11 protein-coding genes are annotated in these 15,099 nt (G+C 73.3%); 9 read left to right on the top strand and 2 right to left on the bottom strand.

The annotated features are described in order from the left end of the window. The first annotated feature begins 146 nt into the window (after nucleotides 1–146). From AB0M28_RS36655 to AB0M28_RS36675, 5 genes are read left to right on the top strand one after another with little or no spacing between them, the layout of a single operon-like run. Nucleotides 147–1,400: a sugar ABC transporter permease gene (locus AB0M28_RS36655; protein ID WP_365414507.1), complete on the top strand. Its 1,254-nt coding sequence runs from the start codon at nucleotides 147–149 to the stop codon at nucleotides 1,398–1,400. Between the two features lie 5 nt (nucleotides 1,401–1,405). Further along, a complete protein-coding gene (locus tag AB0M28_RS36660) occupies nucleotides 1,406–2,905 on the top strand; it encodes an FGGY-family carbohydrate kinase (RefSeq protein WP_365414509.1) in 1,500 nt (499 codons plus the stop codon). Next, nucleotides 2,902–4,380, top strand: a complete 1,479-nt coding sequence (locus tag AB0M28_RS36665) for an FGGY family carbohydrate kinase (protein ID WP_365414511.1) — start codon at nucleotides 2,902–2,904, stop codon at nucleotides 4,378–4,380. The genes AB0M28_RS36660 and AB0M28_RS36665 overlap by 4 nt, the downstream gene beginning before the upstream one ends. Continuing rightward, a complete protein-coding gene (locus AB0M28_RS36670; protein WP_365414513.1) occupies nucleotides 4,377–5,000 on the top strand; it encodes a histidine phosphatase family protein in 624 nt (207 codons plus the stop codon). Before AB0M28_RS36665 ends, AB0M28_RS36670 begins: the two co-directional genes overlap by 4 nt. Continuing rightward, nucleotides 4,997–6,043 (top strand): 2-hydroxyacid dehydrogenase, encoded by a 1,047-nt coding sequence (locus tag AB0M28_RS36675; protein ID WP_365414514.1) that lies wholly within the window; start codon nucleotides 4,997–4,999, stop codon nucleotides 6,041–6,043. Before AB0M28_RS36670 ends, AB0M28_RS36675 begins: the two co-directional genes overlap by 4 nt. Here AB0M28_RS36675 and AB0M28_RS36680 read toward each other — a convergent pair. Both AB0M28_RS36680 and AB0M28_RS36685 read right to left on the bottom strand, forming a co-directional pair. Then, a complete protein-coding gene (locus AB0M28_RS36680) occupies nucleotides 6,023–7,039 on the bottom strand; it encodes a P1 family peptidase (protein WP_365414516.1) in 1,017 nt (338 codons plus the stop codon). The two genes, AB0M28_RS36675 and AB0M28_RS36680, sit on opposite strands and share 21 nt — an antisense overlap. Beyond that, nucleotides 7,021–9,954 carry a glycoside hydrolase domain-containing protein gene (locus tag AB0M28_RS36685; protein ID WP_365414518.1) on the bottom strand — a complete coding sequence of 978 codons (2,934 nt, stop codon included), beginning with the start codon at nucleotides 9,952–9,954 and terminating at the stop codon, nucleotides 7,021–7,023. Before AB0M28_RS36685 ends, AB0M28_RS36680 begins: the two co-directional genes overlap by 19 nt. Nucleotides 9,955–10,069: 115 nt before the next feature. Between AB0M28_RS36685 and AB0M28_RS36690 the strand changes: the two genes are divergently transcribed. The 4 genes from AB0M28_RS36690 to AB0M28_RS36705 all read left to right on the top strand — a co-directional run bounded on the left by AB0M28_RS36690 (nucleotide 10,070) and on the right by AB0M28_RS36705 (nucleotide 15,015). Continuing rightward, nucleotides 10,070–11,233: an ROK family protein gene (locus AB0M28_RS36690; protein ID WP_365414520.1), complete on the top strand. Its 1,164-nt coding sequence runs from the start codon at nucleotides 10,070–10,072 to the stop codon at nucleotides 11,231–11,233. Between the two features lie 171 nt (nucleotides 11,234–11,404). Then, nucleotides 11,405–12,406: an ABC transporter permease subunit gene (locus AB0M28_RS36695; protein ID WP_365414522.1), complete on the top strand. Its 1,002-nt coding sequence runs from the start codon at nucleotides 11,405–11,407 to the stop codon at nucleotides 12,404–12,406. Beyond that, entirely contained in the window at nucleotides 12,403–13,323 is a 921-nt protein-coding gene (locus AB0M28_RS36700) for a carbohydrate ABC transporter permease (protein ID WP_365414524.1), read from the top strand. The genes AB0M28_RS36695 and AB0M28_RS36700 overlap by 4 nt, the downstream gene beginning before the upstream one ends. A 51-nt stretch (nucleotides 13,324–13,374) precedes the next feature. After that, nucleotides 13,375–15,015: a hypothetical protein gene (locus AB0M28_RS36705; RefSeq protein WP_365414525.1), complete on the top strand. Its 1,641-nt coding sequence runs from the start codon at nucleotides 13,375–13,377 to the stop codon at nucleotides 15,013–15,015. Nucleotides 15,016–15,099: the final 84 nt, after the last annotated feature.

Raw genomic sequence — 15,099 nt, forward strand, 5'->3', positions numbered from 1 at the left:
CTCGGCAGTGCCCTGGGACTGCGCTGCACCATGCGCGCGCTGGCGGTGGAGCCGGCAAGACGCGTGGCCTGGCTGGCGCTGGGCGCGGCCCGCCGCGCCACCACGCCGGACCGTGCCACCACCCCGCGGACGGAGAAGGACCTGACGTGACTTCCCTCGACACCCCCGCCGCCGCGCCCGGCGCCGGCATCCAGGACGAACGCCTGGCCACCCCCCAGGACTTCGGCGACAGCGTCCGCGCCGCCGTCCGCCGGATCCGCGACGGCGATCTGGGCATGCTGCCCGTGGTCGCCGGCATCGTGGTGATCTGGACGATCTTCCAGGCGCTCAACCAGACCTTCCTGTCCAGCACCAATCTGGTGAACCTGTCGTTCGACATGGTGCCGATCGGCGTCATCGCGCTGGGCATCGTCTGCGTCCTGCTCGTCGGCCAGATCGACCTGTCCATCGGCTCGGTGAGCGGGCTGTCCGCGGCGATCACCGGCGTGGTGATGGTCCGCGAGGAGCTGCCGGTGTGGCTGGCGCTGCTCGCCGCCGTCGGCGCGGGCTGCGTCATCGGCTGGGTGTACGGGCAGGCCGTCAACCGCTTCGGGGTGCCCAGCTTCGTGGCCACCATGGGCGGTCTGCTGGCCTGCCTGGGCCTGCAGTTGTGGGTGCTGCGCGGCCAGAACGCGATCAACCTGCCGTACGACTCGTCCCTGGTGAAGTTCGCCCAGGTGTGGTTCGTGCCGGAGTGGCTGGCGTACACCATGGCCATGGCCGGCGCCGGAGGGTTCCTGGCCGCCGGCTGGGTGCGTACCCGCAGGCGCCGCGAGGCGGGGCTGGCCGCGCCGTCGACGGGGTGGCTGCTGACGCAGGCGCACCTCCTGCTGCTGGCCGGCGGTTTCGCGGTCTACTACCTCAACCGCACCCGCGGACTGTCGTGGATGCTGGTGCTGTTCGTGACCCTGGTGCTGCTCATGCACTACACGCTCGCGCACACCAGGTTCGGCCGCTCCCTCCACGCCGTCGGCGGCAACGCCGAGGCCGCCCGCCGCGCGGGCCTCAACGTACCCCGCGTCTACACCTCGGCGTTCGTCGTCTGCTCGGCCCTCGCCGCGCTCGGCGGTGTCCTGTTCGCCGCCCGGCTCGCCGCCGCCAACCAGTCCACCGGCACCGCCGACGTCAACCTCAACGCCATCGCCGCCGCCGTCATCGGCGGGACGAGCCTCTTCGGCGGACGCGGCACGGCCTTCGCCGCGCTGCTGGGCGTCGTGGTCATCCAGTCGATCTCGAGCGGTCTCACGCTGCTCAGCCTCGACTCCTCCTACCGCTTCATGATCACCGGCGCGGTGCTCATCCTCGCCGTCGCCCTCGACTCCGCGGCCCGCCGTTCGCGCCAGGCCCACGGGCGGGGGTGAGCGGCATGACCGTGATAGCCATCGACGCCGGCACCACCGTCGTCAAGGCCGTCGGCTACGGCGACGACGGCGCCGAACTCGCCGTCGGCCGCCGCCCCGCGCACGTGCTGCGCCCGCACCCCGGCTGGTCCGAACAGGACATGGCCGAGGTGTGGACGTCCGTGGCCGAGGCCGTCCGCGAGGTCGCCGGCGCCCTGCCCGAGCCCCCGGACCTGATCACCGTCACCGCGCAGGGCGACGGCGCCTGGCTGGTCGACGAGCGGCACCGCCCCACCGGACCGGCCGTGCTGTGGAACGACGGCCGCGCCGCCGACCTCGTCGCCGCGTGGGAGCGCGACGGCACGGTCCAGGAGTCCTTCCGCGTCTGCGGCTCGCGGATGTCCACCGGCATGCCCCACGCGGTCCTGGCCTGGCTGCGCGCCCACGACCCCGGGCGGCTGGAGCGCTCGCACCAGGTCCTCACCTGCGGCGGCTGGATCCATCTGAAGCTCACCGGCGCGTCCGCCGTCGACCTCTCGGAGGCCGCGGCGCCCTTCCTCGACATCCGCGCGTACGACTGGTCGGACCGGCTGATGGAGCTGTACGGGCTCGAGTGGGCCGGCCGCCTGCTGCCCGAACTGCGCGACGACGACCACCGGGTGACGCCGCTGGGGGCCGCTGCCGCCGCCGAGACGGGGCTGCCCACCGGCATCCCCGTGGTGCTCGCCCCGTACGACATCTGCGCCACCGCCATCGGCGCGGGCGCCGTCACCGCGGGCGCGGCGTGCACGATCCTCGGCACCACCCTGTGCACGGAGATCGTGACCGACACCGTGCGCACCGACGAGGCCGTCGGCATCACCGTGCCCCTCGGCGTACCCGGCCGCTATCTGCGCGCGTTCCCCACCATGAGCGGCACCGACGCCCTGGACTGGGGTACGCGGATGCTCGGCCTGGACGACGCGGCGGAGCTGACGGCGCTGGCCGCGCGGGGCCGCCCCGACGCCGCCGGGGTGCGCTTCCTGCCGTACCTCTCACCCGCCGGTGAACGCGCCCCGTTCTTCGACCCCGCCGCCCGCGGATCGCTGACCGGCCTGTCGCTGGAGGCCACCCGGGAGGACGTCGCCCGCGCGCTGCTCGAAGGCGTGACCCTGGCGATCCGCGACTGCCTCGCCGCCTCCCCGTCCGCCCCCGAGCGCCTCGCGCTGTGCGGCGGCGGCGCCCGCAGCGAGGTGTGGCGGCGGCTCATCGCCGACATGACCGGCGTGCCCGTCACGGCCCCCGCCGACGCCGAGGTGGGCGCGCGCGGCGCCTGGCTGACGGCGATGGTCGCCACCGGCCGCGAACCGGACTTCCGTACCGCTGCCGCCACGTACGTCCGCCTCGCGGCGGAGCACGAACCGGACCCGAAGGCCGCCGAGTCGTACACCGAGAAGTACGAGGCGTACCTGCGGCTGCGGGCGGACCTCGGGCCGGTCTGGGCGGCCGACCGGGATCGGGCCCGCCGCGGCGGTGCCGGCGTATGACGGAGCACGGCAAGGACGCCTGGCTCGGCATCGACCTGGGCACCCAGGGCGTCCGGGCGGTCGTCGCGGCCGCCGACGGCCGGCTGCTGGGCACGGGCTCCTGCCCGCTCACCGGCAGCCGGGACGGCGACCGGCACGAACAGGACCCCGCCTCCTGGTGGCCGGCCGTGCGCACCGCGATCCGCGCCACCGGCGCCGACCTGACCCGCGTCGCCGCGCTGGCCGTCGACGCCACCTCCGGCACCATCGCCCTGACCGACCGCCACGGCCGCCCCGCCACCCCGGCGCTGATGTACGACGACGGACGCGCGGGCGCACAGGCGGACCGGGTCAACGACGTGGGCGAGGAGCAGTGGATCAGGGCCGGCTACCGCCGTATGCAGCGCTCCTGGGCGCTGCCCAAGCTGCGCTGGCTGCTCGACGCGCACCCGCGCGCCGCCGCCGACGGCTGGCGGCTCGCCCACCAGAACGACGTGGTGAACCGGGCGTTCACCGGCCACGACGTACCCGCCGACACCAGCAACGCCCTGAAGACGGGTGCCGACGCCGCGTCGGTCGCCTGGCCGCGGGACGTACTGGCGGCGCTGGACATCCCGTACGCAATGCTGCCCGGGCTGGTGCTCCCCGGCACCGTCATCGGCACGGTCTGCGCCCGGGCAGCAGAGGAGACGGGCCTTGCGGAGGGGACCGCCGTCGTGGCGGGGATGACCGACGGCTGCGCCGCCCAACTGGCCTCCGGCGCCACCGCCGTCGGCAGCTGGAACTCCGTCCTCGGCACCACCCTGGTGCTCAAGGGCGTGAGCAAGGACCTCGTCCACGACCCGAACGGCGTCGTGTACTCGCACCGCTCACCCGCCGGCCACTGGCTGCCCGGCGGCGCCTCCAGCGTCGGAGCCGGCCTGGTCGCCCGGGAGTTCGCCGACGCGGACCTCGCGGAGCTGACCGCCGAGGCCGCACCCCTGCTGCCCACCACCCTGCTGCGCTACCCCCTGGTCTCCCCGGGCGAGCGCTTCCCCTTCGTCGCCCCCGCAGCCCGCGCCTTCGCGAGCCGCCGCGCGGCGGGCCGGGCCGAGGACTTCGCGGCCCTGCTCCAGGGCGCCGCGTACGCCGAACGCCTCTGCTTCGACTACGTGGACCACCTCGGAGCCCCCACGGCCGGCGCCGTCGTCCTGACCGGCGGCGCCACCCGCAATCCCCTGTGGAACCAGCTGCGCGCCGACGTCCTCGGCCGCCCGGTGACGATCCCCCGCCACGCGCAGCCCGCGCTCGGCATGGCCGTCCTCGCCGCGACCACCCACGACACCCTCGACCACGCCGCCGCCGCGCTGGTACGCGCCGACCGCACCCTCGACCCCCGGAGCTCCGTGACAGCCGCACATCTGGAGGGCTACCTCCGCCTCGTCGACCAGCTCACCGCACGGGGCTGGCTGCCCGGACCCGTCGCCGCCCACGCGCGGGAAAGGACCGGGGGATGAGCCTGCACGTCTTCTTCGTACGGCACGGGGAGAGCGTCTGGCACGCCGAGAACCGCTACGCCGGCGCCACCGACATCGGCCTCACCGAGCGCGGCTACGACCAGGCGCGCGAGCTCGCCGACTGGGCCGGGCAGGCCGGGCTCAGCGCCATCTGGGCGTCCCCGCAGACCCGTTCGAAGGAGACCGCGCGCGACAGCTCCCTGCGCACCGGACTGCCGGTGGACGTCGACCCCCGGCTGCGGGAGCTCGACTTCGGCATCGCGGAGGGACTCACCCGCGACGAGATGCGCCGGTCGTTCCCCGAGCAGCTCGACGCCTTCCACGCCGACCCCGTGGGCCACCACTTCCCGCAGGGGGAGAACCCGCGCGCCGCGACCGACCGCTATCTGGCCTTCCTCGGCGACCTGCGGGCCGCCCACCCCGACGGGCGGGTCCTGGTCGTGGCGCACTCCACGGCGATCCGGCTCACCCTGTGCCGCATGCTCGGGCTGCCGCTGCGCTCGTACCGGCTCGTCTTCCCCCTGCTCGGCAACTGCGCGCTGAACGAACTGATCCTCCGCGACGGCGTGCCCTCCCTGCTGGCGCTGAACCGTCCCGCGACCGCTGGAGCGCTCACGTGACCACCATCCTCACCGCAGGCGACCACTTCGTGCTCAACTCCCTCGTCCGCGAACACCTCCACCCCGTCGCCCCCGACGCCACCGTGCGCGAACTCACCCTGCCGTGGCCGGTGGAGCCGTTCGGACCGGTGGCCGAGGTCGACGAGGCGTCCGGCACGGAGGACCAGCTCATCGAGGCGCTGGACGGCGTGGAGATCTGCGTGACGCAGATGGCGCCGCTGACCGGGCGGATCCTGAAGGCCAGCCCGGCGCTGCGGCTGTTCTGCGTCAGCCGCGGCGGCCCGGTCAACGCCAACCTGGAGGCCGCCACCCGGCACGGCGTCGCCGTGACCTTCGCCCCCGGCCGCAACGCCGACGCCACCGCCGAGCACACCGTCGCGCTGATGCTGGCGGCGGCCCGCCGGATCCCGGCTGTGCACGCTGACCTGCGCGGCGGCAGCTGGCGCGGCGACTACTACCGGTACGAGGAGGTGGGCCCGGAGCTGGCGGGCGGCACGGTCGGCATCGTCGGCTACGGGGCCATCGGCTCGCGGGTCGCGCGTATCGTCAGCGGATTCGGGGCGCGGGTGCTGGTCGCCGATCCCTTCGCCTGTGCCGGGGACGTCGCTCCGTACGAACTCGTGCCCCTGGACGAGCTGATGCGCCGCGCCACGTTCGTCACCGTGCACGCCCGGGCCACCGCCGGGAACGCGGGGCTGCTCTCGCGGGAGCTGATCGCGTCGATGCCGGCCGGCGGGGTGCTGGTGAACTGCGCGCGCGGTTCGCTGCTGGACTACGACGCGGTGTGCGACGCGCTGGCGGACGGAGCGTTGTTCGGGGCGGCCTTCGACGTGTTCCCCCATGAGCCGGTGCCGGCGGGGTCGCGGCTGCTGACGACGCCGAACCTGGTGCTCACCCCGCATCTGGCGGGCGCCAGCCGGCAGACCGCGCTGAACGCCGTCGCCATGGTGACCGACGAGGTGCGGCGCTATCTGGCGGGCCGTCCGCCGCGGCACTGTGCCAACCCGGAGGTGCTGGCCCGGTCACGGGCCCCTGAGCAGTGACCGCAGCCCCTCCGCCGGGAGGGCGTGCAGGACGCGGCCCCGGTGGCCCTTCGTGGTCTCGGCGGCGAGCAGGGAGTTCAGCACGGCCTCCTCCACCGCGTCCAGCACCGCGGTGAACAGCGGTCCCAGGTCCGCGTCGGCCACCCCGCCGCCGCGCCGCGTGCCGAAGGCGATCGCGTAGTCGCCGCTGCCGTGGCCGTAGTTCGCGCCCACCCGGGCCAGCGCGAACACCGCCCGGCGGGCCAGCCGCGTCAGCTGGCGGGCGTCGAGCCGGGCATCCGTCGCCACGAGGATCATGCAGGAACCGGCGTCCGGGTCGGCGCCCGGACCGACGCCCACGTCCGCGGGCGTGACCTCGCGCCCGCCGACGCGCAGCGTGCCGCCGAAGTTGGCCTGGACGAGCGCCCCGGCCGTCACGTCCCGACCGCCCACCCGGACCCGCCGCGACGCCGTCCCGATCCCGGCCTTGAAGCCCAGCGCCCCGAGCCCCGTCCCGGCGCCGACGCAGCCCTCGGCGACGGGACCGTCCGCCGCCGTCTCCAGCGCCTCGCGCACGTGCCCGGCCAGCACCGGCCGCGAGCGGATGTCGGACAGATACCCGTCGTTGCACTCGCCGACGACCGGGTTGAGGCTGACCGCCTCCCCGTACCCGGGCCGCTCCAGCAGCCAGCCGACCAGGGCGTCCGCCGCCCGGAACGCCGACAGCGTGGACGTGAGCACGATCGGCGTCTCGATCGCGCCCAGCTCCGCGATCTGCGTGGCCCCGACGAGCTTGCCGTACCCGTTGCCCGCGAACAGCCCCGCCGGCAGCGGAGCGCCGGGGGACACCCCGTCCGGCACCACGGCGGTCACGCCGCTGTGCACGTCCGGCGGCAGGCTCACCGTGCGGTGGCCGACCCGCACCCCGGGCACGTCCGTGATCGCGTTGTACGGCCCCGGCGCGAGGGACCCGGGCGCGATTCCGAGGTCCCGGGCCCTCAGCTTTCGTCCGGCCACGACAGCAGCACACCCCGCCCCGGCTCGACCCGGACCGCCGCACCCGCCTCGTACACGCGCTCCTCCTGGAACCCCTCGATCGGCATCGCGCACGACCGTACCTCCCGCCCCCGCCAGGTGAGCCGGCAGTCCACCGGCTCCGGCGCCCACGAGGCCAGCGCCGCCGCGACCCGCCCGTCGGGGTGCTCCCAGACCGTGGCGAGCACGTCGTCGTGCCCCGTCGTCACCGGCGCGGTGCCCGCCCACCAGCCGGTCAGCTCCGCCTCCGGCAGACCCAGCGCGTCGAACGCGCGCCACAGGGGCCGTACGTCCGTCATGGGGGCGCGGGCCGTCATCCCGAACGCCAGGCCGCGCCACGGGTTGCCGCCGCCCTCCAGCATCTCGCCCATCAGGCCGAACGGGATGCCCGACAGCTCCACCAGCCAGTACGCCGGGTCGGTGCCCTCGTAGTCGAACAGCTCGCCCAGCCACAGCCGGTCGGTGTACGGCAGCAGCTCCGCGTACAGATTGGCGCTGGAGGCGAAGCCGTCCGCGGCGCGGTACTGGTTGCACGAGTGCAGATCGACCAGCGGGGGCCCGTCGGCGCCGCGCACCAGGGCCTTGCGGACGCGCTTCATCGTGGTGCGGTCGTACGCCACGTCGTCGAGGTACAGCCCGTCCACGCCCACCGCGGAGCGCAGCCGCTCCACGCCCGCCACGTAGAAGTTGTGCCAGCGGGACTCGCCGCTCGTGACGACGGCGACGTCGGAGACGTTCGCGGCCACCCAGCCGGGGACGTAGTCGTCGCCGAGGTGCTCGCGCAGCCAGGCGTGGCCGCCGCCGGGCCCGGACGCCAGCACCTCGTCGCCGAAGGACGCCAGGACGGGGAGCTCGGGGGTGTGCCGGGTGAGTTCACGTACCGTGTCGTAGACCTTGACCCGCAGGCCCAGGGCGTGTGCCTCGTCGGTGTAGGCGCCGAGGGCGCCGGCGGCGAGGAGGGGGTCGTTGATGTACGGGTTGGGGGGAGTGGCGTGGTGGAGGTTGACGACGGTCGCGCCGTAGTCGGCGGCCTCGCGCGGGGTGGCGTAGGCGTGGAAGTAGCGCTCGGCGAGCTGGCGGCGCGGCTCGATCGGCTTGTACGGCGTGAGCAGCAGCCGCAGCTCGAAGCAGCGGCTCTCACCCGCCCGCAGGGCCAGCGGCCCGCTGTACGCCGTCACGGTCCGCACGCCGTCCGCCGTGCGCAGCCGCACCCCGCCGCGGCCGCTGTCGCCCGCCCAGGAGCGGGGCGTGACCAGGGGCTTCTCGCGGTAGTAGTTGGTGTTCAGCGGCCGGGCGTAGTGCTCGTCGCGGAGCGACAGCTGCAGTCCGGCGCCGGGGGAGCCGAGCCACAGGGCGTCCTGGTTGCGGGTGGCGGTGTCCCAGGTCCAGTCGTAGGTGTCGGGGCAGGAGCGGCCGGTCAGGCCGAGGCCCATCACGTACCGCGCGGTCTCCTCGCGCACCGGGACGGTGAGGGCGACGTCGGGGAGTTCGACGTCGGCGGTGGCCCGCAGGGTCGCCCGTACGACGAGGAAGCCGTCGGTCTCCAGCTCGCCCGCCGTGTGCAGCGTGACGTCCTCGCCCACCGCGCGGGTGGACCAGGTGACGCGTGCCGGACCGGGCCGCTCCACGGTGAGGGGTTCGTCGGTCTTCAGCTCCCGGCCGCCGAGGTCCAGGTGGAGCGGGGCGGCGAGCAGCTCGTTCGGCGGGCCGTCGGCGCCGGTCACGGCGGGGGTGAAGGTCGAGACGAGGCGGTGCGGGAGGCCGTCGGGGCCCAGGTGCACGGCGCGGCCGAGGATGCCGAGGCGGGGGCCGCCGTCGGTCTCCTCGACGGTGACGGGGAGGAAGGGCGGCACGACCTCGTCGTCGTGGCCGAGCGTCGAGTCGAGCCACATCAGCCGGGACAGGCGGCGGGGTTCACCGGCGCCGTGGTCCTCGGCGCGGTCCTCGCCGACGGTGAGGCGGACCGGCAGCACGCGCTCGGCGCCGTCGCCCTCCGCGCGGACGGCGACCTCACCCTCGTACACGCCGGGCACGGCGTCGTCCGCGACCTCCACCACGCACCACAGCGCGCCGCTCTGCCCGCCGGCCACGTCGACCCGGCGCCGCAGCTCGCGGCCCCGCGCGTCCGTGCCGCCGAGGCTGGGGAAGCGCACCGGGAACGGCAGCCCGCGCACCGTCGCGGAGATCCCGGTGACGTCGCTCAGCGCGTACACGCCGATCTGGAACGGATACCACTCACCCCGGTCCGCCGCCCCCTCGAAGACGGCGCCCGGCCGCGACCGCGCCCAGCGGGCGGGCAGATGACGGCCGCGGCCGAGGGGGCGCGCACGGTCCTCGCCGAACAGCAGGAACCGCTCGCCCTCGTGGGCCGCCCGCAGCGCGGCGCGCTCGGCGGCCGTCGCGGCGAAGCCCAGCGGCGCGAAGGAGTCCACCGCGCTCGCCGCCTCGTAGCGGAACGCCTGTGCCCGGGGCAGCCGCTCCCAGCCGTCGGGCGCGTCCAGCCCGCAGGCGTGCGTCCACGCCGGGTCGGCGGTGTGCACCGGCTGCAGGTAGACGGCCTGCGGATACCAGGCGCGGCCGGTGTGGGCGTACGGCAGATGGTGTACGGCGTAGTCGCCCGCGCCCTCGGCCGGTTCGAACGCGACGACGCCCCGGTCGGCGTCCGCGTGGACGATCACCCGGTTGCGCAGCCGGCGTCCGGACGGCGCCAGCACGACGACCTCGACGAGCTCCGGCTGCGGGTCCGTGCGGCGCCACGGCAGCTCCGCCACCATCGCCGGGGCCGGAACCGCGACGTGAACCAGCAGCCGGTGGTTGCCGTAGGACTCGGTGTCCCAGTCGCCGGTTCCGCACTCCAGCTCGGGATGGTCGGAGTGTGCTGCCGCGGCCTCGTGCATCGGGGTCCCCCTGGGGCACAGTTTGAAAGGTAAGTTTCTGAATCGCTCCGGGTCACCCTGGGGAATCACCGAACGCGCTGTCAAGAGGGAAGTCTTGGAGTACGGGAGCCGCATCATGCGATCGACCAGGTCACCGGACGGGGGGTCCGACCGGAGCGGGGACGCCTCACTGCTGCGCCGGCTCAACGCCGCCGCCGCGCTGCGCGTGCTGCGCGAGCGCACCGAGGTCACGGTGCCGGAGCTGGCCGCGCTGATCGGCGTGTCCCGCCCCACGGCGCAGGACGTCGCCGCCCAGCTGCTGCGCGAGGGACGCGTGGTGGAGCTGGAACCGGGCGCCGGGAACGTCGGCCGGCCCGCCCGCCGGTTCCGCTTCCGCGCCGAGGCGGGGCATGTGCTCGGAGTCGACGTGGGCGCCCACAAGGTGCTGGCCCTGGCCGCGGACCTGCTCGGCCGCACGGTCGCCTCCCACCGCGTCACCGTCACCCCCGAACTGCCTGCCGGGCAGCGCCTGGACGCCGTGCGCGCCGCGATCCGCGGCCTGCTGGCGGAGCCGGCCGCCGCCGGTATCCGGCCGCTGGCCACCGGGGTGGGCAGCAGCGGCATGGTGGACCGCGCCGGCCGGGTGGTCACCGTCAGCGACTCGCTGCCGGGCTGGAGCGGGATGGACTTCCCCGCCCGCCTCGCGGACAGTGCGCCCGGCGCGGTCGTCGTCGGCAACGACATCCAGCTCGCCACGCTCGCCGAGTGCACCGCGGGCGTCGGCGTCGACCTCGACGACTGCCTCTACCTGTACATCGGCAACCGGCTGGGCATCGGGGTGTGGCTGCACGGCCGACTGCACCGCGGCCACCACGGGGCGGCGGGCGAGATGGTGGCCGACGACGGGTGGACCGTCCCCTACCAGCGGCTTCTCGACTGGTTCGCGGGTCACGGCTCGGAGGGTGCGCCCACCCGGGAGAACGCCGCGCACGCGGTCGTCACCGCCGCCGCGGCCGGCGACCGGGGCGCGGCGTACACGCTGCGGGCCTTCGCCGAGGCGCTCGCCGAGAGCCTGGCGCGGCACGTGGCCGTGCTCGATCCGCAGGCGGTGGTCCTCGGCGGCGGCATCTCCCGGGCCGGGGCGCTGCTCAGCGAGCCGTTCGCGGCGCGGCTGGCGGAGTTGTGCCCGTGCCCGCCCGCCGTACGCCTTTCGGTGCTCGGCGAGGAGTCCGCCGCGATCGGCGCGGCGCGGCTCGCACTGCAACAGGTGGACCAGGTCGACGAGGTGAAGCCGGCCTAACGCTGCGCGAAACTGCTCGATCGGCCGCATAAAAGTCCAAGTTCTCGCAAGAAAAGTCCAACTGTCGACCCTCGTGAGGCCGTTGACCCGCTCCCGGCGCCCTCCCATCATGTGGCACACGAATTTAGAAAGTTGCCAACGAAACTGGGATGCCAGCCCGTGGGAATACGTGTGACCGACCCTGCGACCAAGCAGCAGCCGCGCGCCGCGGCGGCCGCTCCGGCGCGGGCCGACGGCCGTGCCGGCGCACCCGCGCCACCGCGCGGCAAGTCGCTGGGACGCCGGATCCGGGAGAACTGGGTGATGTTCGCCCTGATGACACCCGGCGTGCTCTTCCTCCTGATCTTCTTCTACGTACCGATGCTCGGGAACGTCGTCGCGTTCCAGGACTACCAGCCCTTCATCGGCTTCAAGGAAAGCCCCCTCATCGGGTTCGCCAACTTCCAGGAGCTGTTCGCCGATCCGGCGTTCTGGGAGTCCGTGCGCAACACGCTCGGCTTCGCCTTCCTGCAGCTGCTCTTCTTCTTCCCCGCCCCGCTCGCCCTGGCGCTGCTCGTCAACAGCCTGGTCTCCAGCCGGGTGAAGAAGTTCGTGCAGAGCATCGTCTATCTGCCCCACTTCATCTCGTGGGTGCTGGTCGTCGCCCTCTTCCAGCAGGTCCTCGGCGGCGCCGGACTCGTCTCCAACTTCCTGCGCGACCACGGCCACTCGGGCCTGGACGTGATGACCGACCCCTCGACCTTCCCGCTGCTGATCACCGCCCAGGTGGTCTGGAAGGACATCGGCTGGGCCATGATCATCTATCTGGCCGCGCTGGCCAACGTCGACCAGAGCCTGTACGAGTCGGCGGCCGTCGACGGCGCCGGCCGCTGGCGCCGGATGTGGCACATCACGCTCCCCGGCGTCCGCTCGGTCACCGTGATGCTGCTCGTCCTGCGGCTCGGGGACGTGCTGTCCGTCGGCTTCGAGCAGTTCCTGCTGCAGCGCGACGCGGTCGGCGCCCGGGCCGCCGAGGTCCTGGACACCTACGTCTTCTACCACGGAGTCGTGTACGGCGACTGGGGAGTCGGCGCGGCCGCCGGCCTGATCAAGGGCGTGGTCGGCGCGCTCGCCATCTGGGGCGCCAACCGGATCGCCCACGCCTTCGGAGAGCAAGGGGTGTACAGCAAATGACCCTCTCCCTGCCCCTGCTGAAGCCCCGCCCGGCGGACGCGCGGCCCGTCTGGGAGGAGCCGCCCGGCGCCGTCGGCAAGGTCGCCAAGGCCGTCGTCGTGGCCGTGGTCTGCGCGGTGATGATCCTCCCCTTCCTCACCGTGCTGTCCACGTCCCTGGCCTCCCGCGAGCAGATCACCGAGGCCGGCGGGTTCGTCCTGTTCCCGACGGACCCGACGCTCCAGGCGTACACCACCATCCTCTCCGGCGGCGTGGTCACCCGCGCGGTGCTGGTGAGCGTCGGCGTCACCGTCGTCGGCACCACCCTGTCGCTCGCGACCACCATCGCCTTCGCGTACGCCCTGTCCAAGCGCGGCGTGCCCGGCGCCAAGGCGATCCTGATGATGGTCCTGTTCACGCTGCTCTTCGCGCCGGGCATGATCCCCATGTACGTGCTGGTCAAGGAGCTGGGGCTGCTCGACTCGTACTGGGCGCTGATCCTGCCGGGCATGATCAGCGCGTTCAACCTGGTGGTGCTGCGCGCCTTCTACATGAACATCCCCGAGGAGCTCTACCAGGCGGCGCGCATCGACGGCGCCGGCGACTGGCGCATCCTCACCCGCATCGTGCTGCCGCTGTCGAAGGGCGTCACCGCGGTCGTCGGCCTCTTCTACGCCGTGACGTACTGGAACGCGTTCTTCAACGCGATGCTCTACCTCAACGACTCCGGCAAATGGCCGATCCAGGTCGTCCTGCGCACCTATGTGGTGCAGAACAAGCAGCTCACCGCCGACCAGCTGGGCCTGCAGCACATGCCGCCGCAGCAGTCGATCGCGATGGCGGTCGTCATGCTCGCCCTCGTCCCGATCCTGCTGCTCTTCCCCTTCCTGCAGAAGTACTTCACCAAGGGCGTACTCACCGGCGCCGTCAAGGGCTGACAACCCTCCCGTCCACTCTCCGCTCCCCTGCAAACCGGAGGTCTCTCCCTCATGTCCGGACTGTCCCGCCGCGGCTTCCTCGGCATCAGCACCGCCGTCGTCGCGGGCGCCACCGGCCTCGGCCTCACCGGCTGCGGCACCTCGGCGAAGACCAAGGGCGCCGCCGCCTCGGCGAAGGTCAAGCTGCCCGCGTACCACCCCTTCACCGCCGTCAAGCCCGATCTGCCGGCCAACTCCAAGGGCCTGTCGGCCGGCTTCCTGTCGTACCCGAAGGAGCTGGTGCAGAGCGTCGCCAAGACCCCGGGCGACGGCTCCAAGGTGAGCATGCTCACCGAGATATGGGTGCAGCCGCCGCTGCCCAAGGGCGGCAACGACCACTGGAAGCGGGTCGACGAGGCGTTCGGCGCCGACTTCAGCGCCATCCTCGGCACCGACCCGGGCTATCCGGAGAAGTTCTCCGCGACCGTCGCCGGCGGCGACCTCCCCGACCTGATGTGGATCCCGCCCAACCAGGGCATCCAGCATGTCGCGCAGCTGCTGGAGGCCAAGTGCGCGGACATCAGCGAGTACGTCGCGGGGGAGGCGGTCAAGGACTTCCCGAACCTCGCCGCCATGACGCCCGAGCACTGGAAGACCGCGGTGGTCAACGGCAAGATCTGGGGCGCCCCCGTGCCGTACCCCGCCTTCGGCCAGGTCTACGGCGCCAACCCCGAGGTCTGGGCCGCGGCCGGCGGTTTCTCGGCGACCAGCACCGACGAGTTCCTCGCCAAGTGCAAGGAGGTCACCGGCGGCAAGCAGTGGGCGCTGGAGCCCATCTACGTCAACGCCGTCAGCGTGATGAGCCAGTGCTTCGGCGCGCCCAACAAGTGGCGCCGCGAGAAGGACGGCTCGCTCACCTTCTGGCAGGAGACGGACGAGTACCTCGAGGCCCTGAACTTCGTCCTGCAGCTGAAGAAGGCCGGGGTCTTCTACCCCGGCGACCCGCAGATGGCCGACGCGTACCTGAAGATGGCCCAGGGCTCCATCGGCGCCACCGTGCATGCCAACCCCTCCGGCGCCCGGGCCAACCTGCGCACCAACGACCCCGAGCTGGCCGCCGAGGTGCTCGTCCCCTTCAACGCCCAGGGCCACCAGGCCAACCACCACTACCACCTCGGCACCATCGGCTACACGGCGCTGAAGAAGGGCGACGAGAAGCGGGTGCGGATGCTGCTGGGCATCCTCGACTACATCGCGGCGCCGTTCGGCTCGAAGGAGCGCGAGTTCCTGGAGTTCGGCACCAAGGACGTCGACTTCACGTACGACGACAAGGGCATCCCGCAGCGCACCGACGCCGGCAAGCAGCAGGTGGAAGGGCTGTGGAGCGGCCTGGGCACCTCCACCTGCGCCCCGTTCAGCCTGCAGACGTCGTCCTTCCCCGGCACGCACGGTGCCGAGGACGTGCAGTACGTGTACGGGGTGGAGCAGAAGCTGATCGGGACGGCCGTACGCAACCCGGTCGTCGGCCACTACTCCGACGCGTACACCGAGCACTACGGACGGCTGTCGACCGAGGCCGGCGATCTGGTCAACGACATCGTCAGCGGCCGGAAGAAGATCGACGAGTGGAAGCCGTTCTGGTCCGACTGGCGGAACAAGGGGCTGGAGCAGATGGCGCGCGAGTACCAGCAGTCGCTGGAGAAGAGCGCCTGAGACGCGGTGGGAGGGCTCGTGCGTGACCATCGTGCGCTCACCGTCGTACGCCATGGAGACGGTGACCGGCGAGTGCCAGCCCGG

It is taken from the genome of Streptomyces sp. NPDC051940 (genome assembly GCF_040680895.1).
Classification (GTDB): domain Bacteria; phylum Actinomycetota; class Actinomycetes; order Streptomycetales; family Streptomycetaceae; genus Streptomyces.